This window comes from Mesorhizobium sp. M7A.F.Ca.US.007.01.2.1 (genome assembly GCF_003998165.1).
In the GTDB taxonomy this organism is placed as follows: domain Bacteria; phylum Pseudomonadota; class Alphaproteobacteria; order Rhizobiales; family Rhizobiaceae; genus Mesorhizobium; species Mesorhizobium ciceri.
Genome location: NZ_RZQP01000012.1, coordinates 1 through 20,260 on the forward strand (window position 1 = coordinate 1; position 20,260 = coordinate 20,260).

Annotated in this window: 20 protein-coding genes; 15 read left to right on the forward strand and 5 right to left on the reverse strand. The window is 63.0% G+C overall.

The annotated features are described in order from the left end of the window. Positions 1-126 precede the first annotated feature (126 nt). The 10 genes from EN949_RS03970 to EN949_RS04015 all read left to right on the forward strand — a co-directional run bounded on the left by EN949_RS03970 (position 127) and on the right by EN949_RS04015 (position 10,782). Entirely contained in the window at positions 127-1,491 is a 1,365-nt protein-coding gene (locus tag EN949_RS03970; RefSeq protein WP_063168508.1) for an NAD(P)-dependent oxidoreductase, read from the forward strand. 2 nt (positions 1,492-1,493) lie between these two features. Next, positions 1,494-2,807, forward strand: coding sequence for an NAD-dependent dihydropyrimidine dehydrogenase subunit PreA (gene preA / locus EN949_RS03975; RefSeq protein WP_013530894.1), 1,314 nt, complete (start codon positions 1,494-1,496; stop codon positions 2,805-2,807). A 108-nt stretch (positions 2,808-2,915) separates the two neighbouring features. Beyond that, entirely contained in the window at positions 2,916-3,419 is a 504-nt protein-coding gene (locus EN949_RS03980; protein WP_013530895.1) for an Rrf2 family transcriptional regulator, read from the forward strand. 43 nt (positions 3,420-3,462) lie between these two features. Then, the gene (locus EN949_RS03985; RefSeq protein WP_024501510.1) at positions 3,463-3,921 is read left to right on the forward strand and encodes a carboxymuconolactone decarboxylase family protein; all 459 of its coding nucleotides are present in this window, start codon (positions 3,463-3,465) and stop codon (positions 3,919-3,921) included. Positions 3,922-3,993: 72 nt separating this feature from the next. Continuing rightward, on the forward strand, positions 3,994-4,371 hold the full coding sequence (locus tag EN949_RS03990; RefSeq protein ID WP_013530897.1) for a DoxX family protein: 378 nt from the start codon (positions 3,994-3,996) through the stop codon (positions 4,369-4,371). Positions 4,372-4,485: 114 nt separating this feature from the next. After that, the gene (locus tag EN949_RS03995; protein WP_013530898.1) at positions 4,486-5,547 is read left to right on the forward strand and encodes a glycosyltransferase family 4 protein; all 1,062 of its coding nucleotides are present in this window, start codon (positions 4,486-4,488) and stop codon (positions 5,545-5,547) included. Positions 5,548-5,597: 50 nt separating this feature from the next. Continuing rightward, positions 5,598-7,760 (forward strand): amylo-alpha-1,6-glucosidase, encoded by a 2,163-nt coding sequence (locus EN949_RS04000; protein ID WP_027160673.1) that lies wholly within the window; start codon positions 5,598-5,600, stop codon positions 7,758-7,760. A gap of 142 nt (positions 7,761-7,902) precedes the next feature. Continuing rightward, positions 7,903-9,684 carry a trehalose-6-phosphate synthase gene (locus EN949_RS04005; protein ID WP_013530900.1) on the forward strand — a complete coding sequence of 594 codons (1,782 nt, stop codon included), beginning with the start codon at positions 7,903-7,905 and terminating at the stop codon, positions 9,682-9,684. After that, complete coding sequence (otsB, locus tag EN949_RS04010; RefSeq protein ID WP_127365433.1) at positions 9,681-10,463, forward strand: trehalose-phosphatase; 783 nt, start codon at positions 9,681-9,683, stop codon at positions 10,461-10,463. The genes EN949_RS04005 and otsB overlap by 4 nt, the downstream gene beginning before the upstream one ends. 61 nt (positions 10,464-10,524) lie before the next feature. After that, positions 10,525-10,782, forward strand: coding sequence for a hypothetical protein (locus tag EN949_RS04015; protein ID WP_024501507.1), 258 nt, complete (start codon positions 10,525-10,527; stop codon positions 10,780-10,782). 31 nt (positions 10,783-10,813) lie between these two features. Here EN949_RS04015 and EN949_RS04020 read toward each other — a convergent pair whose 3' ends face one another. Both EN949_RS04020 and EN949_RS04025 read right to left on the reverse strand, forming a co-directional pair. Next, a complete protein-coding gene (locus EN949_RS04020) occupies positions 10,814-11,536 on the reverse strand; it encodes an SDR family oxidoreductase (protein WP_024501506.1) in 723 nt (240 codons plus the stop codon). Next, positions 11,536-12,378 carry an SDR family oxidoreductase gene (locus EN949_RS04025; RefSeq protein ID WP_027160669.1) on the reverse strand — a complete coding sequence of 281 codons (843 nt, stop codon included), beginning with the start codon at positions 12,376-12,378 and terminating at the stop codon, positions 11,536-11,538. The genes EN949_RS04020 and EN949_RS04025 overlap by 1 nt, the downstream gene beginning before the upstream one ends. 103 nt (positions 12,379-12,481) lie before the next feature. On the opposite strand from EN949_RS04025, the gene EN949_RS04030 reads away from it, so the two are divergent. Beyond that, entirely contained in the window at positions 12,482-13,369 is an 888-nt protein-coding gene (locus EN949_RS04030; RefSeq protein ID WP_127365432.1) for a helix-turn-helix transcriptional regulator, read from the forward strand. 200 nt (positions 13,370-13,569) lie between these two features. Here the strand turns inward: EN949_RS04030 and EN949_RS04035 are convergent, their stop codons facing one another. Further along, complete coding sequence (locus EN949_RS04035; protein WP_127371640.1) at positions 13,570-14,205, reverse strand: TetR family transcriptional regulator C-terminal domain-containing protein; 636 nt, start codon at positions 14,203-14,205, stop codon at positions 13,570-13,572. Positions 14,206-14,431: 226 nt separating this feature from the next. Here EN949_RS04035 and EN949_RS04040 point away from each other — a divergent pair, with 226 nt between their 5' ends. Beyond that, positions 14,432-15,760: an aspartate aminotransferase family protein gene (locus EN949_RS04040; RefSeq protein WP_013530907.1), complete on the forward strand. Its 1,329-nt coding sequence runs from the start codon at positions 14,432-14,434 to the stop codon at positions 15,758-15,760. Positions 15,761-15,835: 75 nt separating this feature from the next. On the opposite strand, the gene EN949_RS04045 is transcribed toward EN949_RS04040, so the two are convergent. Continuing rightward, on the reverse strand, positions 15,836-16,474 hold the full coding sequence (locus tag EN949_RS04045; protein WP_013530908.1) for a TetR/AcrR family transcriptional regulator: 639 nt from the start codon (positions 16,472-16,474) through the stop codon (positions 15,836-15,838). A 121-nt stretch (positions 16,475-16,595) separates the two neighbouring features. Between EN949_RS04045 and EN949_RS04050 the strand changes: the two genes are divergently transcribed. The 3 genes from EN949_RS04050 to EN949_RS04060 all read left to right on the forward strand — a co-directional run bounded on the left by EN949_RS04050 (position 16,596) and on the right by EN949_RS04060 (position 19,740). Further along, entirely contained in the window at positions 16,596-17,846 is a 1,251-nt protein-coding gene (locus tag EN949_RS04050) for a Zn-dependent hydrolase (protein ID WP_013530909.1), read from the forward strand. Positions 17,847-17,909: 63 nt separating this feature from the next. Continuing rightward, complete coding sequence (gene hydA, locus EN949_RS04055) at positions 17,910-19,361, forward strand: dihydropyrimidinase (protein ID WP_013530910.1); 1,452 nt, start codon at positions 17,910-17,912, stop codon at positions 19,359-19,361. Positions 19,362-19,404: 43 nt separating this feature from the next. Further along, entirely contained in the window at positions 19,405-19,740 is a 336-nt protein-coding gene (locus EN949_RS04060; RefSeq protein WP_245268535.1) for a hypothetical protein, read from the forward strand. 62 nt (positions 19,741-19,802) lie between these two features. On the opposite strand, the gene EN949_RS04065 is transcribed toward EN949_RS04060, so the two are convergent. Further along, complete coding sequence (locus EN949_RS04065; protein WP_013530912.1) at positions 19,803-20,213, reverse strand: cupin domain-containing protein; 411 nt, start codon at positions 20,211-20,213, stop codon at positions 19,803-19,805. Positions 20,214-20,260: the final 47 nt, after the last annotated feature.

The window sequence follows — 20,260 nt, forward strand, 5'->3', positions numbered from 1 at the left end:
CAATAATATGAGTAAAAAAATCATGTTATTGCCGAGCCTTTTCAGTGACTTGCGTCGAAAATTGACCAATTGATAAAAAAATAAAACGTGCTAGCCTTCTCCAAAAGAAAACATGGGGAACTGACGATGCCAGAAGGCCAATTCAGGGAAGGCATTGCGGGCGGCAGGCTCTCGGCCGACCAGTATGCGGATAATTTTTCCGACCTGCACCCGCCGCTCGACCACCACGAGGCGCTGGTCGAATCCGACCGCTGCTATTTCTGCTACGATGCACCGTGCATGAATGCATGCCCGACTTCGATCGACATTCCGCTGTTCATCCGCCAGATCTCGACCGGTAATCCGATCGGTTCGGCCAAGACCATCTTCGACCAGAACATATTGGGCGGCATGTGCGCCCGCGTCTGCCCGACCGAGACGCTGTGCGAGGAAGTCTGCGTGCGCGAGGTGGCGGAAGGCAAGCCGGTGCAGATCGGCCGCCTGCAGCGCTACGCCACCGACGTCGCCATGGGCGAGAACAAGCAGTTTTATCCGCGCGCCGAGCCGACCGGCAAGACGGTCGCCGTGGTCGGCGCCGGGCCGGCCGGCCTTGCCGCCGCGCACCGGCTCGCCCGCCACGGCCATGACGTGACCATCCTGGAGGCGCGCGCGAAGGCCGGCGGCCTCAACGAATACGGCATCGCCGCCTACAAGAGCGTCGACGATTTCGCCCAGGCCGAAGTCGACTACGTGACCGCGATCGGCGGTATCGACATCCAGAACGGCAAGGCGCTCGGCCGCGACTATCAGCTGTCGGATCTGATCCGCAATTACGACGCGGTGTTTCTCGGCATGGGCCTTGGCGGTGTCAATGCGCTGCGTGCCGATGGCGAGGACGCTGACGGCGTCATCAACGCGGTCGAGTTCATTGCCGAGCTGCGCCAGGCCAGCGACCTTTCCGGCCTGCCGGTTGGTCGCCGCGTCGTCGTCATCGGTGGCGGCATGACGGCCATCGACGCCGCGGTACAGTCGAAGCTGCTCGGCGCCGAGGAGGTGACGATCTGCTACCGGCGCGGCCAGGAGCACATGAATGCGTCTGAGTTCGAGCAGGATCTGGCCGCTGCCAATGGCGTCAGCATCCGTCACTGGCTGCAGCCGAAGCGGGTGATCGCCGAGAGCGGCAAGGTCACTGCCGTCGAACTCGAATACACCGCCCTCAACGGCGACAGGCTTGCCGGCACCGGCGAGACGCTGACGCTCGTTGCCGATCAGGTGTTCAAGGCGATTGGACAGAGCTTTGTCCCGGCCGCCCTCAACGGCAGCGGTGCATCGATCGGCCTCGAAGCCGGCCGCATCAAGGTGGATTCGGAAGGGCGCACGTCGCTTGCCAAGGTCTGGGCTGGTGGCGACTGCATCTTCGGTGGCGACGACCTGACCGTCTCGGCGGTCGCGCAGGGACGCGACGCTGCGGAGAGCATCAATCGGGCACTGACCTCGAACGGGAGGGCATGAGCATGGCGGATATCAGAAACAATTTCGTCGGCATCAAGTCGCCCAATCCGTTCTGGCTGGCCTCGGCGCCACCGACCGACAAGGCCTACAACGTCATCCGCGCCTTCAAGGCCGGCTGGGGCGGCGTGGTGTGGAAGACGCTGGGCGAGGAGGGCCCACCGGTGGTCAACGTCAACGGTCCGCGCTACGGCGCGATCTGGGGCGCCGACCGCCGCCTGCTCGGCCTCAACAACATCGAACTGATCACCGACCGCGACCTGCAGGTCAATTTGCGCGAGATCAAGCAGGTCAAGAAGGACTGGCCCGACCGCGCCATCGTCGTCTCGCTCATGGTGCCTTGCGTCGAGGAGGCCTGGAAGGCGATCCTGCCTGTGGTCGAGGAGACGGAGGCCGACGGCATCGAGCTCAATTTCGGCTGTCCGCACGGCATGTCGGAACGCGGCATGGGCGCCGCCGTCGGCCAGGTGCCGGAATATATCGAAATGGTGGTGCGCTGGTGCAAGCAGAACACCCGTATGCCCGTCATCACCAAGCTGACGCCCAACATCACCGATGTGCGCAAGCCCGCGCGCGCAGCACATGCCGGCGGCACCGACGCGGTGTCGCTGATCAACACCATCAATTCGATCACTGGTGTCGATCTCGACAGCTTCGCGCCGCAGCCGACCATCGACGGCAAGGGCTCGCATGGCGGCTATTGCGGGCCGGCGGTAAAGCCGATCGCCATGAACATGGTGGCCGAGATCGCGCGCGATCCGGAAACGCAGGGCCTGCCGATCTCCGGCATCGGCGGCATCACCACCTGGCGTGACGCGGCCGAATTCATGGCGCTTGGCGCCGGCAATGTGCAGGTCTGCACGGCGGCGATGACCTACGGCTTCAAGATCGTGCAGGAGATGATCGCGGGCCTGGAAAACTGGATGGACGAGAAGGGGCACGCCTCGCTCGACGACATCGTCGGCCGCGCCACGCCCAATGTCACCGATTGGCAGTATCTCAACCTGAACTACGTCGCCAAGGCGCATATCGACCAGGATGCCTGCATCAAGTGCGGCCGCTGCCACATCGCCTGCGAGGACACTTCGCACCAGGCGATCACCAGCATGGTCGACGGCGTCAGGCACTTCGAGGTCATCGAGGCCGAGTGTGTCGGCTGCAATCTCTGCGTCAATGTCTGCCCGGTCGAGAACTGCATTACCATGGAGCCGCTGGCAGCCGGTGTGATGGACCAGCGCACCGGCAGGCCGGTATCGCCGGTCTACGCCAACTGGACCACGCACCCGAACAACCCGATGGCCAAGGTGGCTGCGGAGTAGGAACTCCCCCAAGAGAAAAACGGCGCTTTCGAGCGCCGTTTTTCATTTTCCTATTGCAGATATGAATTATCCACGATAGTATGTATCCATGAATAAGGAACCTGTTCGATGAAGCTGGGCGAGGGTGTTGAAGCAGCCATCCATTGCGCCGCCACGCTGGCCAGTGTGGAAGGCAATAGCACCATGCCGGGCGCCGCTCTCGCCGAGGCCTTTGGCCTTTCGCCGAGCTATCTGCTCAAGCATCTCAACATGCTGAGCGCGGCGCGCGTCCTGGAATCGGTGCCCGGGCCTGCCGGTGGCTATCGGCTGGCGCGGCCAGCCGAGCGCATCACGCTGCTCGACATCGTGCTGGCCGTCGAGGGCCGCGAGCCGGCCTTCCGCTGCGGCGAGATCCGCCAGCGCGGTCCGGTGAAGCTCGATGCGTCGGCCTATGTGAAACCCTGCGGCATCAACGCCGCGATGCTGAAGGCCGAACGCGCCTATCGCGCCGCGCTCGCCGAGACCAAGCTGTCCGATATCGTGGCCACCTACGCGGCAGAAGGCGATCCCAGGTCGCTTGCTGCGAGCTGCGCCTTTGTCGAGCGCCACCAGCGGCCGCAGAAATCCAGTTAACTCCAAAACCTCAAAACCCAAGCAGACGTGAAAGGACGAGACGATGAAACAGAGGCTGCAATTTTTCGCCAAGGCGCCGGAGATCATGAAGGCGGTGTCGGCGCTCAACAAGGCGGTGGACGAATGCGGGCTCGAGGTGAGCCTGCTGCACCTGATCAAGCTCAGGGCTTCGCAGATCAATGGCTGCTCGTTCTGCGTCGAGATGCACAGCCGCGAGGCCAGGCGCGACGGCGAGACCGAGCAGCGGCTCTATCTGGTTTCAGCCTGGAAGGAATCGCCGCTGTTCTCGGAGCGTGAACGCGCGGCTTTGGCCTGGACCGAAGCCGTCACCCTGATCGCCAACAACGGCGTGCCGGACGAACTTTATGCACGTACGCTGGAGCATTTCTCAGAAGAGGAGCTGGTCAAGCTGTCCGTTGCGCTCGGCATGATCAACACCTGGAACCGGCTGTGCATCCCGTTCCAAGCCATACATCCGATGCCGGCGGCCAAGGCTGCCTGATTGTCCAATCATGTTGGGAGCGCCGTGGAGAGCGCGCTCCCACTGCCTTAAACCTTTAAAGGGGAGAGTTTGATGCCTGCGGATTTGCCTTCGACCTTGTTGTTTCTCGCTCGCCTGCTGCTCGGCGGCGCCTTCGTTTTCGCCGGCCTGCGCAACATCCAGAACGCGGCCTTCCTGACCCAGCTGATGGCCGCGCGCGGTGTGCCGCAGGCGCGGTTGGCACTGTGGACTGGTATCGTGCTTCAGGTCGCCGCCGGTGTGCTGGTCATCGCAGGATTGTGGACGGCACTCGCGGCCACGGTGCTGCTGCTGTTCCTCATCGTCGCCACGCCGATGTTCCACAATTTCTGGGACCATCAGGGTCCGGACCGTGCGTCCCGCATCAATGGCTTCGTCGGGAATGTTGCCCTGAGCGGTGGCTTTCTGACCCTGATCGCGCAATCCGTTTGACGCACAGTTCCATGCCGACTGCGGCCTCTGGTGCCGACGGCTCGACCATAAAATCGGAACCAATCGAGCCGTTGACGCATTTCACACCTGCATGCCCAGCATCCAGGATGAAATATGAAAATCGCCCATGTCGCGCCGCTTTATGAATCGGTGCCGCCAAGGCTCTATGGCGGCACCGAGCGCATCGTCTCGTATCTGACCGAAGCGCTGGTCGATCTGGGTCATGAGGTGACGCTGTTTGCCAGTGGCGACAGCCAGACCTCCGCGAAGCTGGTACCCAGCCGGGAACGCGCGTTGCGCCTCGATCCGCGTCCGCTCAAATCCGAGATCGCGGCGCATCTTTCGATGCTTGCGCAGGTGAGGGAACGGGCGTCGGAGTTCGACGTCATCCACTTCCACCTCAGCCACTTCCTGCATTTTTCCTTCTTTGAGGATATTGCGGAGCGGACGGTGACGACGCCGCATGGCAGGCTGGATTATGTCGACCTGGCGCCGGCCTATGAACGGTTCCCGCGCTTTCCCCTGATTTCCATTTCGCACAGCCAGAAGGCGGGCCTTGCCAACGCCAACTGGTTGGCGACGATCCATCACGGATTGCCGACTGCTCTCTACGAGCCGACGTTCGAGACGGCCGCCGAAGAACCCTACCTTGCCTTCCTCGGCCGGTTCTCACGCGACAAGCGCCCGGATCGCGCCATCGAGATCGCCTTGCGTTCGGGGCTCAAGCTCAAGCTCGCGGCAAAGATCGGCGACGACGATCGCGCCTATTTCCGTGAGGTGGTCGAGCCTTTGATCGATGGCGATCGCGTTGTCTATGTCGGTGAGATCGAGGAAAACCAGAAGGCGGAATTTCTCGGCAAGGCGGCAGGCCTGCTGTTCCCGATCGACTGGCCGGAGCCGTTCGGCCTTGCCGCTATCGAGGCAATGGCCTGCGGCACACCGGTCATCGGCTGGAGTTGCGGTGCGCTGCCGGAGATCATCGATCAAGGCGTCACCGGTTTTATCGCTGACACAATGGATAGCGCGGTCGCTGCGGTGCCGGACTTGCTGCAACTCGACAGGCGAAAGGTGAGGGCCGTTTTCGAAAAGCGGTTCTCCGCCCGAAGAATGGCCGGCGACTATCTGGCCGCCTATGCGGGCCTGATCGGCGTCCCGAGCACGGCGAAGGCGTCTTGAGCAGCGACGTGCTCGAGCCACGGCAACGAAACAACAGGGATCTTTGACGAATGGCCCAACTCGATGAGCGCCAGCTCGATCCTGCGGTTGCGCTTGCATCGCTCGACGCCACCGCCCCTCGCGAGCCGCATCGGTTGTTTGCGCTCAAGCAGGGCGATTGCTTCGCCGTTGCCGACGCCTATGGCGACATACGTGGCGCCGGCGACGGTTTCTTTCGCGACGACACGCGGGTTCTTTCCGAGTTCCGGCTGACCGTCGGCGGCAGGCAGACATCTCTGCTCGGCGCCTCGCTCAGCCAGGACAATGTGCTGTTCACCACCAATTTGACCAATCTGCCGATACAGAGCGCCGGTGGACGCGACATCCCGCAGGGAGCCATTCACATCGAACGCGTCAGACTGCTTTGGCAGGACAGGCTGTTTGAACGCATCACCCTTTCCAATTACAGCCGGGAACACTCGACGATCAGCGTTTCCCTGCACTATTCCGCCGATTTCCGCGACATGTTCGAAGTGCGTGGCTCGACACGGCCGAAGCGCGGGCTGGCCCATGCCGCCGAAACAAACGCGACGTCGGTCCTGCTGCGCTATGATGGGCTCGATGGCCTGGCCCGCCTCTCGGCGATATCGTTCTCGCAGGCGCCGGACCAACTGAGTGCCAACCGTGCCGATTTCCTGATCGCCGTGACCAAGCGCAGCAGGAAGGTGCTTTATGTCGAGGTCGGTCCCGAGGTGGCCGACAAGCCCGACCGCGACCGGTTCCGCGCCGCTGCCGCCCGCGCCCGCTTTGGCATGCGGGCCAAACGTCGCCATGGCGCGACGGTGCGCAGCTCGGGCCGTGTCTTCAACGACTGGGTCGAGCGCGCTCGCGCCGATGTCGCGCTGCTGACCACCGAGCTGGCGACCGGCCCCTATCCCTATGCCGGCATCCCCTGGTTCTCGACGGCGTTCGGCCGCGACGGCGTCATCTCGGCGCTGCAGATGCTGTGGCTCAATCCGGGCCTGGCGCGGGGCGTGCTGGCCTTTCTGGCCCAGCATCAGGCGACCGAGACATCGCCGTTCAGCGATTCGCAGCCGGGCAAGATCATGCACGAGACCCGCAAGGGCGAAATGGTGGCGCTGCGGGAGCTTCCCTTTGGCCGCTACTACGGTGGCGTCGATACGACACCGCTCTACATCTACCTTGCCTGTGCCTACGCCGATCGTACCGGTGACATGGCGTTCATCGACGGCCTGTGGCCGTCGCTGTGCGCCGCGGCCGAATGGACGGAGGAGGCGGGCCGGGAAACCGGATTCGTGACTTACCAGCGAGCGGCCGAGTCCGGCCTCGCCAACCAGGGATGGAAGGACAGTTTCGATTCGGTCTTCCATGCCGATGGCCGCATTCCCAAGGGCCCGATCGCCCTTGTCGAAGTGCAGGGCTACGTCTTTGCCGCCTTCCGGGGGCTGGCGGCACTTGCCCGTCGCCGGGGCGAGAACGACAGGGCCGACCACTGGGATGATCGCGCCGAAGCGATGCGGGTTGCCGTGGAACGGGATTTCTGGCTTGACGATCTCGGCTTCTATGCGCTGGCAATCGACGGTGCCGGCGAGCCCTGCAAGGTGCGGACCTCGAATGCGGGGCATCTGCTCTTTGTCGGATTGCCTGAGCCGGCGCGGGCCCAGATGGTGGCTGACCAGCTGCTTTCCGCCTCCTTCCATTCGGGCTGGGGACTGCGGACGCTCGCCGACGATGCCGTGTTCTTCAATCCGATGTCGTACCACAATGGCTCGATCTGGCCGCACGATACCGCCCTTTGCGGTGCCGGGCTGGCGCGCTATGGCGAGCGCGAAAGCGTGGTTCGCCTGATGAGCGGCACGTTCGAATCCGCGGTCCATTTCAACATGCGGCTGCCCGAACTGTTCTGCGGTTTTACACGTGCGCCGGGCGAAGCACCCATCGCCTATCCCGTCGCCTGCCTGCCGCAAGCGTGGTCGGCGGGCTCCGCTTTCATGTTGATGCAGGCCTGTCTTGGCCTGGAGATCGACGGCTGGGAGGGTGAGATTCGCGTTGGCCGCCCCAGGCTGCCGATCGGCATCGACACGCTGACACTGCGGCACCTGGGCGTCGGCGACCGGGTCGTCGATCTCACCTTCCAGCGCGTCGGCGACCGGGTCGTCGCTTTCCTGGCCGACCGCCATGAAGGGCTGGTGCCGCTCATAGTAAGAACATGATCCGAACAAAATTGGCGGAACCGATCCAGGCCTTGTGCGTTGCAAAAACACTGGTCCGAACGCCGACCACGTGGCCGGCGGACCGTTTCAAACGGGAAACACGAACAAACGGTCGCCGACGGCCGGGGTGAGTTGACGTTCAATGACAAACTACGGTGCGGACCTGCTCTGGGTTCTGATTTTCGCGAGCCTCGGTTTTTCCGCTCTTGCCGTATTCCTCTCCATATCGCGGCACCGTCGCCGTCATCCTCCTGCCGTCCCACATACGGCAGGCGAAGATGTGGCGGCGGAGGCCGCGCGCAAGGTGATACGGGAGTTCGAAAAGAACGGCCAATCGGCCGATGCCGCGCTGGTGACCTGGTCGCCAGAAACATTGCGCAAGATCCTGGCCGACGATCTGCCCGATGCGCAGGTTATCGTGGTGTCCAATCGCGAGCCGTACATCCACAATGTGAAGGACGACGGCGTCGAGTTGCTCGTCCCGGCCAGCGGGCTGGTGTCGGCGCTCGAGCCCATTACCCGCGCCTGTGCGGGCACCTGGATCGCCTATGGCGGCGGAACGGCGGACCGCCTTACCGTCGACGACCACGATCGCGTGCAGGTGCCGCCTGGCAATCCGTCCTACACGCTGCGCCGGGTCTGGCTGACGGAGGAAGAGCATCAGGGTTATTATCTCGGTTTCGCCAATGAGGGCCTTTGGCCGCTTTGCCATATCGCCTTCACCCGGCCGATTTTTCGCGCCTCCGACTGGGCTGCCTATGAAGCCGTCAACCGGAAGTTTGCCGATACGGTGGTTGCCGAGGCGCGCAACGAGCGGCCGATCGTGCTGGTCCAGGATTACCATTTCGCGCTGCTGCCGCGCATGATCCGCGAGCGCTTGCCGGAGGCGATCGTCATCACTTTCTGGCACATCCCGTGGCCAAATTCGGAAGTGTACAGCATCTGCCCATGGCGTGAACGCATCCTCGAAGGCCTGCTCGGCAGCTCGATCATCGGCTTCCACACCCAGTTCCATGCCAACAATTTCACCGAAAGCGTCGATCGCTTCCTGGAAAGCCGCATCGAGCGGGCCGATGCGGCCATCTCCTACGGCGGACGGACCACATTGGTGCACGCCTATCCGATCTCGATAGAATGGCCGGCGGACCTGCTGGCGAAACTTCCCGCTGTCGACGATTGCCGCGCTCGCATGCGCGAGAGGTTCGGCCTTAAAGCGGATGTGAAGCTGGCCGTCGGGGTCGAGCGCCTCGATTATACCAAGGGCATTCTCGATCGGTTTCACGCTTTGAACGAATTGTTCAAGCGACAGCCTGAGTGGATCGGAAAACTGGTCTTCCTGCAGATCGCGGCGCCCAGCCGCGGCACGCTGCCTGCCTACAAGCTGCTCCATGACGAGTGCCACCGTTATGCCGAAGAGCTCAACCGGCGTTATGGCAGCGAGGGCTACAGGCCGGTGATCATGGTGGCCGAACATCACTCGCAAGAACAGGTCTACGAAATCTATCGGGCCGCCGACATATGCATGGTCACCAGCCTGCATGACGGCATGAACCTCGTCGCAAAGGAATTCGTCGCCGCGCGCGACGACGAGCAGGGCGTTTTGATGCTCAGCACATTCGCCGGCGCCTCGCGTGAATTGCTGGAGGCGCTGATCGTCAACCCTTACGATGCCGCCATGATGAGCGGAGCGCTGTTGCAGGCACTGACCATGTCGCCCGAAGAACAGCGCGAGCGCATGCGCCCCATGCGCGAGACAATCCGCAACAACAATGTCTATCGCTGGGCCGGCAGCATGCTTCTGGATGCGGCGCGTTTGCGCAAGCGCGGGGACCTCGATCGGGTGACCGGTGCCGTCAGCGACCCGCCGCCCAGCGTCGACAATGTCGTCTCCATTTTTGAGCGCAGACGGGTGGCGATGTCATGAGCGATGCGCTGCAAAATATTGTTGGCGAGACCCTGCACAAGCCGCAGGCCGTCATGGAGAAACCGCACACTGTGCTGACCGGCGAATGGGCGTTGTTCCTCGACATCGACGGCACCCTGCTGGAACATGCCGAACACCCGGACGCCGTCTCGGTCAGCGACGAGCTCCGCTCCTTGCTGCAAGGCCTGGATCGCAAGCTGAACGGGGCATTGGCCTTCATAACAGGTCGTTCCGTCGCGGCTGTCGATCATCTGTTTCAGCCTTTGAAGCTGCGCGCCGCCGGGCTCTATGGCCTGGAACATCGGCTCCTGCCGAACGACGACGTCGAAGTCGCGGATGAGCCGCCGGATATTTCTGCGCTTGCCGACGAGATCGAGGCCGAGCTCGGTCGTGGCGCCTATATCGAGCGCAAAGGACGGGTGCTGGCCATCCACACGCGCGCCGCCCCGCATCTGCTTCCGCGCGCGACGCAGCTTGTCGAGCAGGCGCTGGCCACGCTGCCAAAGGGCTACCGGGTGGTACCCGGCAATGCCGGTGTTGAACTGCTGCCGCTCGAGGCCGCCAAGGGCGCCGCGATCCGGCGTTTCATGGAAATTGCGCCATTCACGGGCCGTCGCCCGGTCTTCCTGGGCGACGACACGTCGGATGAAAACGGTTTTGAGGCCGTCAATGATGCCGGCGGCATATCGATACGCGTCAAACCACCAGCGCACACCGCAGCGCGGTACGGGCTTGCCGACGTTGTCGAGACGCTGGCCTGGCTGAGAGGTCAACTTTAGATCCAGCCGACGCAACCGCGATCGCGCCTCCTGGAAAGGGGCAAGGAAAGGAACGGTTTCGATGGGACGCTTCGCACAATTGGTCCGAGAGATCACCCCGAACTGGCTGCACTCTCGCTCCTCCCGCCATGACATTGCCGACGTTTCACCGTCCGACGCGGATTTCAGCTGGCAAGAGGCGATCGACAACAAGATGTATGGGGCTGATACGCCTGATTATTCCTATGTTCCGGAAAAGACCGCTTCAGATGCGGTGAGACCGGGCGGTGACAGCCCCGGCGAAAAGAGCGTGCGGGGCGGTCCAAAAAGAGCCAATTGAGGGTGAAAAGCCTGTCGGCGCCCGAGGAACGCTACGCCGCAAATCGCAGTCCGCCGTCGCAGGTCAGCACCTGACCGGTCATGAAGCCGTTGGAGACGAGGAAAGCTATTGCCGCGGCAACGTCTTCGGCGCGACCGATGCGGCCGACCGGGGTCCTGCCGGCATAGTCGGCAAACAGCGCCTGCCTCTGCTCCTCGGCCAGAAAGTCCCACCAGGGCGTGTCGATGACGCCTGGCGCCACGACATTGACGCGCAGCGGTTTCAACTCCATCGCCAGGATCGGCACCACGGTCAACAGCATGCCGTTGATGGCGGCGATACCGGCGACGCCGGGCGTTGCGAGCTGCGCCGACACCGCCGAGATGAAGGTGACCGATCCGGCCTTGTTGAGTGTCGGCAAGGCGGCCTGCAGGCAGGACAGCTGCGGGCGGACCTTTTCCTCCACGCCACTGCCGATGTCACTCAGGTCAAGCGCCGGGAACGGGCCGAGGCCCTTGCCGCCGCTGGCCGCGAGCACCAGATGGTCGAATGGACCAAGGCGCTCGAAGAACCGGGTGACTTCATCCGGCTTCGAGGCGTCGAATGCAGCCTTCCCGGCAGCACCGCCAAGGCTCTTCCAAGCGCTCTTCAGCTTGTCCTCGTTGCGGCCGGTGATGGTTACCTTCATGTCCGGGCCAAGCAGTTTGCGCGCCGTCGCCAGCCCGATGCCGGACGAGCCGCCGATGATGACGGTGTGTTGGATTGCCTTGGTCATCAATGCTGTTCCTTCGATGTGGGGGAGGCCGGGCCGATGAGGTCGAGGCTCAAGCTTCTCAGCTGTTGCCTTGCCTTGGCGTCGTAGGCCTGAGCATCGGCGCGGGATTCCCGCAGGCCGTCGAAATAGAGGCCGCTTTTCCCGTTGAGCGTGGGTGAGGTGGCGAGATTGAGGATGGCATCGGCGCCGGTCTCGACCGAGCTCCACGGCGTCACCCCGGCCTGCCGGACCATGGTTGTGTTCATGTAGCTCGCCGGATGCAATGCGTTGACGGTGACGCCGGTGCCTTTCAACTGTTCGGCCAAATCGACGGTGAACAGGATCTGCGCCAGCTTGCTCTGGCAATAAGCGCGCACCCCGTCATAGGAGCGGGTCAGCATGACATCGCTGAAGTCGATCGCCTGCTGCCCCGCAGAGGCGACATTGACGATGCGCGCCGGCGCACTGGCCTTCAGCAATGGCAGGAGCTCCGATGTCAGCAGGAAACCGGCGAGATAGTTGACCGCGAAGCGCAGTTCATAGCCGTCGGCACTCACCTGCCTTTTGGCACCTTGGCCCGCTGTGCCGATGCCGGCATTGTTGATGAGGATGTCCAGCCGGTTCGTCCGGGCGCGCACCGCCTCGGCGAGGTGGCGCACCTCGGCCAGCGAAGAGAGGTCGGCGACCAGAAGCTCGGCCTTGCCGCCGGCGGCTTCGATCTCGGTGACAACAGCCTTGCCGCGCGTTGCATCGCGGCCGTGCACCAGCACACGGGCGCCCGCGGCGCCGAGCCGTTGCGCGACAACGCGGCCGACGCCGTCTGTCGAGCCGGTGATGAGGATCGTCTTGTCTTTGAGTTCCATGTTCAGAGCCTCCGTTCTGTTGCTCTGAACGGAAGATGGGGCAGTTGGCGCTGGCCAAACAGTTCAAACTTTATCCTGGTATCAATACTGCTATAATACGCGCATGGAGTCCCAACCTCACGCGGCCCCCACACGTTCGGCTGAAGACAGCCGCCGGCGCGAACTCGGCGCCTTCCTGCGCTCGCGCCGCGAAAGGCTGACGCCCTCGGCCGCAGGCATCGCCATCGGTCTCAGGCGACGTACGCCGGGCTTGCGCCGCGAGGAGGTGGCGATGATCGCCGGTGTCGGCACGACCTGGTACACATGGCTGGAGCAGGGGCGGGAGGTCAGGCCCTCGGTCGAGGTGCTGACGGCGCTCGCCGAAGCACTGCGCCTCGACGCCGCCGAAAAACAGCATCTGTTCATCCTCGCCGACCGCCAGCAGCCGGAGCGCCGTGCCGTAGCGCCGGAAAAGGTCGATGGCCCGTTGCTGCACATGCTGCAGAGCCTGGTGCTGCAGCCGGCCTATGTCGTCGGGCGGCGCTGGGACGTGCTGGCCTGGAACCCGGCGGCGGTGGCGGTGTTCGGCGATTATGGCCTGCTGGAGGGTGACGCCCGCAACATCGTCCACATGGTGTTCACGAGCCCGCATCACCGGCACCTGCTGGTCGACTGGGAGCAACTGGCGCACACCGTGCTGGCCTCGTTCCGGGCCGCGAGCGCCCGCTATGTCGGCGATCCGGATTTCGAGCGGCTGATCGAGTTGATGACGCGTTCGAGCCCCGAATTTCGTGCCTGGTGGCCGCAGCGCGACGTCGCGCATCGGTTGTCGGGGGTGAAACATGTCCGGCACCCGAGCGCGGGCGCCATGACCTTCGAGCATATGAGCCTGTCGATCGGCGACGGCTCGGACATGAAGCTGATCGTCTACACGCCGTTAGCCGAGCAGAATTCGATCGCCAAGCTGCAGGCATTGCTGGACGCGCTGCCGGCCGAGCGGCGCAGCGCCTGAGGTTGGCTGGCGTCCCCCTCGGCTTCGTCATCCACGGGCGAAGCGGACGCGGAGACCCGAGGATCCATGCCGGGACGTTTGCCGAAGAGTACTACGGAGCAGAATTTGGACCTTTGCGGCGCGTTGAAGTCGCGGCATGGATTGTAGGGTCTGCGCCGCGTCGCTTCGCTCCTTGCTTCGCCCTAGAATGACGAAACCATTTAGCCCTTCGGCTTCAGCCCATCGAGGAACAACTGCTCGAGAAATCTTGCCGCATCCTCGAAGCGGCCGTCGCCGCCACGGTTCGGTCCGAGCACGGCGCGGACCTGGACGTCGAAATCGGCATAATGCTGCGTCGTCGCCCAGATCGAGAAGATCAGGTGCCACGGGTCGGTCTTGGCGATCTTGCCGGCGCGCATCCAGCCCTTGATGACGGCGGCCTTCTCGTCGACCAGCTTTTTCAGTTCGCCCGCCAGCAGCGGCATGATGCGTGGCGCGCCTTGCAGGATCTCGTTGGCGAACAGCCGGCTCTCGCGCGGAAAATCGCGCGCCATCTCCAGCTTGCGCCTGATGTAGCTGCGCAGTTCGGTTAGGGGATCGCCAATGTCGTCGAGTTCGCGCAGTGGCGCCAGCCAGGTGTCGAGCAGGCGCTGCATCAGCGTTTCGTGGATGTCTTCCTTGCGCCGGAAATAATAGAGCAGGTTCGGCTTCGACATGCCGGCAGCTTCGGCGATCTGGTCGATGGTCGAGCCGCGAAAGCCGTTGGTGGAGAAGACCTCAAGCGCCGCCTCCAGGATGAGTTCGCGCTTTTCCTGCTGGATGCGGGTGCGGCGAGGGGCATCCGTGCCGATGGTCACCGTTGCAAGCCCTCGTGTTGAGGCTCATCTGGACCAATTCTCTGGACCAGTTTTTCCCTAGCCTGTGGAACGCACTTCAGGTGCCGCATTTCCGCTAGTAATCCTTGACCGCCTACAGGGCGGTGCTAACGTTTGTCCAATCGGTCAAAAATTTGCGTAGCATGAAAACGCGGCAAAGACCAAGCGTTGGGCGCAGCGAAACAGTTTACAAGGGGAAGTCCTGGTCATGTCCAACCGGCTGAAAGTCACGCCGAACGATCTCAGTGCATTCTGGATGCCGTTCACGGCAAACCGGCAGTTCAAGCAGGCGCCGCGCATGATGGTGTCCGCCAAGGACATGCATTACACAACCAGCGACGGCCGCAAGGTGCTCGACGGCACCGCCGGCCTGTGGTGCGTCAATGCCGGCCACTGCCGTCCGAAGATCACCGAGGCGATCCAGCACCAGGCTGCCGAACTCGATTATGCGCCGGCCTTCCAGATGGGCCATCCGATCGTGTTCGAACTGGCCAACCGCCTGGTCGACCTGGCGCCCAAGGGCATGGACCATGTCTTCTTCACCAATTCCGGCTCGGAATCGGTCGAGACGGCGCTCAAGATGGCGATCGCCTATCATCGTGTGAAGGGCGAGGGCTCGCGCACCCGGTTGATCGGCCGCGAGCGCGGCTATCACGGCGTCAATTTCGGCGGCATTTCGGTCGGCGGCATCGTCACCAACCGCAAGATGTTCGGCACGCTGCTCGGCGGCGTCGACCATATGCCGCACACGCATCTGCCGGAAAAGAACGCCTTCACCAAGGGTGTGCCGGAGTATGGCGCGGAACTCGCCAACGAGCTGGAGCGTATCGTCGCCCTGCACGACGCTTCGACCATCGCCGCCGTCATCGTCGAGCCGGTCGCCGGCTCCACCGGCGTCATCCTGCCGCCGAAGGGTTATCTGGAGAAGCTGCGCGAGATCTGCACCAAGCACGGCATCCTGTTGATCTTCGATGAGGTCATCACCGGTTTCGGCCGTCTCGGCACACCGTTCGCCGCCGACTATTTCGGTGTCACGCCCGACATCATGACCACCGCCAAGGGCGTCTCCAACGGCGTCATCCCGATGGGCGCGGTGTTTGTGAAGAAGGAGATCCACGACGCCTTCATGACCGGCCCCGAGCACATGATCGAGTTCTTCCACGGCTACACCTATTCGGGCAACCCGATCGCCTGCGCGGCCGCACTCGGCACGCTTGACACCTACAAGGAAGAGGGCTTGCTGACCCGTGGCGAGGAGCTGGCGCCGTACTGGGAAGACGCGCTGCATTCGCTGAAGGGCGAGCCGAACGTCATCGATATCAGGAACATCGGCCTGATCGGTGCGATCGAGTTGGCGCCGATCGCCGGCCAGCCGACCAAGCGGGCCTTCTCGGCCTTCGTCAAGGCGTTCGAGCGCGGCGCGCTGATCCGCACCACCGGCGACATCATCGCGCTGTCGCCGCCGCTGATCATCACCAAGGGCCAGATCAACGAATTGATCGACCATGTTCGCGATGTGCTGAGGTCAATCGATTGACGGACTGACGCGGTCGGTTGAGGTCGGCGCGGCAGCGCGCCGACCTGACCTTTTGCTTGCAACGAACCATTACAGTCAGGCGGGCAACGCACCGATCCCGGTCAGGATCACCCGCTTGATATTTTCCTTGGCTTCCCGCCATTGCCGGTCGGACAGAGGTTTTCCGCCATTGAGTGTCTCGATCTGATGGCCGAAATCGGCGTAGTGCTGGGTCGTGGCCCAAAGCATATAGAGCAGATGGCGCGGATCCACCGGGTCCATCTTGGCTTCCTCGATCCAGCGCCTGATGATCTCGACGCGGCCGTCGGTCCATTCGCGCAGCGTCGATTCCATATAGTCCTGAAGCACCGGCGCCCCGTGCATCACTTCGGAGGCCCAGACCTTCGAGCCGTCGGGATGGCGGCGTGATATTTCCATCTTGGCGTCGATATAGGCACTGATGCCGTCTATGGGCCCGCGCGCCGCGTCGAAGCAATTGGCCGCCTGTAGCCAGATTTCAAAGATGTTTTGAACGACCGACCGGTAAAGCTCTTCCTTGGTGGCGAAATAGTAGTGGAGATTTGCCTTCGGCAGTCCGGCCAGATCCGCAATCAACTGCATCGTGGCGCCGCCAAACCCTGCCTCCGCAAACACCTTCTCTGCAGCGACGAGAATGGTTTTTTCATTCTCTCGGCGGATCTCCTGTCGCCGCATGGGGCGGGTGGGTTCTGCCATGTCTACCCCAAGATTCTAGTTGACCGCTTGGTCAGGTTGTGTAGTTTAAAAGCTGACCATACGGTCAAGCTGTAAATCACTCAAGGGGCGACAAGACCCCCGGTGTAGATGGGAACTCGAGATGGCCGCACCCGGCGAGAATCTGCGAATCAATTCAGACCGTTTGTGGGATTCCATCATGGAGATGGCGAAGATTGGCCCCGGCATTGCCGGCGGCAACAATCGCCAGACCGTGACCGACGAAGACGGCGAAGGGCGGCATCTGTTCAAGCGCTGGTGCGATGCGGCCGGGCTCGAAATGGGCGTCGATGAAATGGGCACGATGTTTGCCCGCCGCGAAGGCACCGATCCCAGCCTGCCGCCGGTCTATGTCGGCAGCCATCTCGATACGCAGCCGACCGGCGGCAAGTATGACGGCGTGCTCGGCGTACTGGGCGGGCTTGAAGTGGTGCGCTCGCTCAACGATCTCGGCATCAAGACCAAACATCCGATCGTCGTCACCAACTGGACGAACGAGGAGGGCTCGCGCTTCGCGCCGGCTATGATGGCGTCCGGCGTGTTCGCCGGCGTGCTCGACCAGGCCGATGTGTACGGGCATGTCGACAAGCAGGGCAAGAAATTCGGCGAGGAACTGGAGCGTATCGGCTGGAAAGGCCCCGAGAAGGTCGGTGACCGCAAGATCCATGCCTTCTTCGAACTGCATATCGAACAGGGACCGATCCTCGAGGATGAAGATATCGACATCGGGGTCGTCACCCATGGCCAGGGCCTGAAATGGCTGCAGGTGACGCTGACCGGCAAGGAAGCCCATACCGGCTCGACGCCGATGCCCAAGCGCCGCAATGCCGGGCTCGGCATGGCGCGGGTGATCGAACTGGTGCATGAGATCGCCATGGACTACCAGCCCGATGCCGTCGGCGCGGTCGGCCACATGGAGGTCTATCCCAATTCGCGCAACATCATCGCCGGGCGCACCGTCTTCACCGTCGATATCCGCTCGCCGGAAAAGGAAGTGCTGGACGCGATGGATGGCCGCATCCGCGAAGGCATCGACACGATCTGCGATGCACTCGACATCCGCTACGAGATCGAACAGGTCGGCGCTTTCGATCCGGTGACTTTCGATGCCGGCTGCGTCAAGGCGATCCGCGATGCCGCCGACCGCCTTGGCTATTCCCATCGCAACATCGTTTCCGGTGCCGGCCACGACGCCTGCTGGATCAACCGTGTCGCGCCCACCGCGATGGTGATGTGCCCTTGCGTCGATGGCCTCAGCCACAACGAGGCCGAGGAGATCACCAAGGAATGGGCTTCGGCGGGTGCCGATGTCTTGTTCCACGCGGTGGTGGAGACGGCTGTCATCGTGGAGTGAGCTTAGAATCCACCTTCCAAACGACGCTCGTAAAGAAGCGCGAAGAGAACAAGGGAACAGTCAATGACCAAAGTCATCCGAAACGGCACCATCGTCACCGCCGACCGCACCTGGAAGGCCGATGTGCTGATGCAGCACGGCAAGATCGTCGCCATCGGTTCGGGCCTGCATGGCGACCATGAGTTCGACGCCACCGGCTGCTACGTCATGCCGGGCGGCATCGACCCGCACACCCATCTCGAAATGCCGTTCATGGGCACCTATTCGGCCGATGATTTCGAATCCGGCACGCGCGCGGCGCTCTCCGGCGGCACGACCATGGTGGTCGATTTCTGCCTGCCGGCGCCGCAGCAGTCGCTGCTCGAAGCCTTGCAGATGTGGGACAACAAGACCTCGAAGGCGTCGTGCGACTACTCCTTCCACATGGCGATCACCTGGTGGGGCAAGCAGGTGTTCGACGAGATGGCCACGGTCGTCGACAAGGGCATCACCTCGTTCAAGCATTTCATGGCCTACAAGGGCGCGCTGATGGTCGACGACGACGAGATGTATGCGTCGTTCCAGCGCTGCGCCGATCTCGGCGCGCTGCCGCTCGTTCATGCCGAGAATGGCGACGTGGTGGCGGCACTGTCGCAGAAGCTGCTGGCTGCCGGCAACAACGGCCCCGAGGGCCACGCCTATTCGCGGCCGCCCGAAGTGGAAGGCGAGGCGACCAACCGCGCCATCATGATCGCCGACATGGCCGGCGTGCCGCTCTATGTCGTGCATGTCTCCTGCGAGCAGAGCCACGAAGCGATCCGCCGGGCGCGCCAGAAGGGCATGCGGGTGTTCGGCGAGCCGCTGATCCAGCATTTGACGCTGGACGAGAGCGAGTATTTCGACAAGGACTGGGACCATGCGGCGCGCCGCGTGATGAGCCCGCCCTTCCGCAACAAATCGCACCAGGACTCGCTGTGGGCCGGCCTGCAGGCGGGTTCGCTGCAGGTGGTGGCGACCGATCATTGCGCTTTCACCACCAAACAGAAGCGCAACGGCGTCGGCGATTTCACCAAGATCCCGAACGGCACCGGCGGGCTTGAAGACCGCATGCCGGTGCTGTGGACCACAGGCGTCAACACCGGCCGGCTGACGATGAACGAGTTCGTCGCGGTGACCTCGACCAACATCGCCAAGATCCTCAACATGTATCCGAAGAAGGGCGCCATCGTAGAGGGTGCCGACGCCGACATCGTCGTCTGGGATCCCAAGCGCAAGAAGACAATTTCGTCCAAGAAGCAGCAATCGGTGATCGACTACAATGTCTTCGAGGGTTTCGAGGTGACCGGCCTGCCGCGGTTCGTGTTCTCGCGTGGCGAACTGTCGATCCAGGAGTCCGAGGTCAAGACCAAGCCCGGCCATGGTGAATTCGTCGGCCGCGAGCCGAATGCGGCCGTCAACCGGGCGCTGTCGACGTGGAAGGAAATCTCCGCGCCGCGCAAGGTGGAACGCACCGGCATCCCGGCGACCGGGGTTTGAGGTGCGGCGCGGGGGACTTCTTTTCGCGGCAGTTTTGCTTCTGGTGGCCAGCCAAGTGTCGGCGGCCGGCATCGACCTAGCCAAACCTTATGGCAACAAGTCCGGCTGCATCAACAAGAACGGCCAGGAAGTCTACGCCGAGGACATGCTGCTTCTAACCAACACCGACTTCATCACGGCGACGAGCGCTTGCACCTTCACCGGCAAGAGGGTCCAGGCCGACGGCTCGCTTGTGGTGAAGGCGGAGTGCGAGGCCGAAGGCGAAGAGGGCAAGTCGCCCGCCACCTTCATCATCAAGCACAGCACCAAGAACGCCAAGAAACTGTTGATCGCGGATGCGGACGGCACCGTCTATGGGGAAGTGTCTCGGTGCCGATGATTGCCGAAGCTGGCGGGCGCAAACCTCAAGCAATTGGCCGACGGGCGCCTAGCCCGGCGAAGTCAGCTTCCGGCGACCAGCGCATCCAGTTCCGGCAGCAGGACGACGCTCTCCTGTTCGTTGGGATCGGTGCGCGCAATGACGGCAGAGGACGGGGCGCCGCTCAGGTTGGCCGGCAGATGCGGCACGCCGGCGGGGATGTAGAAGAGATCACCGGCCTTGACGACGATATGATGCTCGAGCCGGTCGCCATACCAGGTGTGAACTTCGCCGGAGAGCACATAGATCGCCGTCTCGTGGCTCTCGTGCATATGCGCCTTGGCGCGGGCGCCGGGCGGCATGGTGAGCATGTGCATGCAGATGCCGGAGGCACCGACGGTCTCGGCGGCAATGCCGGCGAAATAGGTCAGCCCCTGCTTGCCTTCATAAGTGCTTTCAGGGCGGATAAGATGACAAGTGGGTTTGGGCGACATCGGGGAAACTCCGGGCGTCGATCGCGTGGGACAAGGTCAGAGGGACA

Coding starts and splice junctions, on each gene's coding strand:
- EN949_RS04045 (WP_013530908.1), bottom strand. CDS start 16,474: ATGGCAGAACCCACCCGCCCCATGCGGCGACAGGAGATCCGCCGAGAG.
- EN949_RS03995 (WP_013530898.1), top strand. CDS start 4,486: ATGAAAATCGCCCATGTCGCGCCGCTTTATGAATCGGTGCCGCCAAGG.
- EN949_RS04030 (WP_127365432.1), top strand. CDS start 12,482: ATGGAGTCCCAACCTCACGCGGCCCCCACACGTTCGGCTGAAGACAGC.
- EN949_RS04020 (WP_024501506.1), bottom strand. CDS start 11,536: ATGACCAAGGCAATCCAACACACCGTCATCATCGGCGGCTCGTCCGGC.
- EN949_RS04065 (WP_013530912.1), bottom strand. CDS start 20,213: ATGTCGCCCAAACCCACTTGTCATCTTATCCGCCCTGAAAGCACTTAT.
- EN949_RS04025 (WP_027160669.1), bottom strand. CDS start 12,378: ATGGAACTCAAAGACAAGACGATCCTCATCACCGGCTCGACAGACGGC.
- EN949_RS04015 (WP_024501507.1), top strand. CDS start 10,525: ATGGGACGCTTCGCACAATTGGTCCGAGAGATCACCCCGAACTGGCTG.
- EN949_RS03980 (WP_013530895.1), top strand. CDS start 2,916: ATGAAGCTGGGCGAGGGTGTTGAAGCAGCCATCCATTGCGCCGCCACG.
- EN949_RS03985 (WP_024501510.1), top strand. CDS start 3,463: ATGAAACAGAGGCTGCAATTTTTCGCCAAGGCGCCGGAGATCATGAAG.
- otsB (WP_127365433.1), top strand. CDS start 9,681: ATGAGCGATGCGCTGCAAAATATTGTTGGCGAGACCCTGCACAAGCCG.
- EN949_RS04040 (WP_013530907.1), top strand. CDS start 14,432: ATGTCCAACCGGCTGAAAGTCACGCCGAACGATCTCAGTGCATTCTGG.
- EN949_RS03970 (WP_063168508.1), top strand. CDS start 127: ATGCCAGAAGGCCAATTCAGGGAAGGCATTGCGGGCGGCAGGCTCTCG.
- EN949_RS03990 (WP_013530897.1), top strand. CDS start 3,994: ATGCCTGCGGATTTGCCTTCGACCTTGTTGTTTCTCGCTCGCCTGCTG.
- hydA (WP_013530910.1), top strand. CDS start 17,910: ATGACCAAAGTCATCCGAAACGGCACCATCGTCACCGCCGACCGCACC.
- preA (WP_013530894.1), top strand. CDS start 1,494: ATGGCGGATATCAGAAACAATTTCGTCGGCATCAAGTCGCCCAATCCG.
- EN949_RS04005 (WP_013530900.1), top strand. CDS start 7,903: ATGACAAACTACGGTGCGGACCTGCTCTGGGTTCTGATTTTCGCGAGC.
- EN949_RS04050 (WP_013530909.1), top strand. CDS start 16,596: ATGGCCGCACCCGGCGAGAATCTGCGAATCAATTCAGACCGTTTGTGG.
- EN949_RS04000 (WP_027160673.1), top strand. CDS start 5,598: ATGGCCCAACTCGATGAGCGCCAGCTCGATCCTGCGGTTGCGCTTGCA.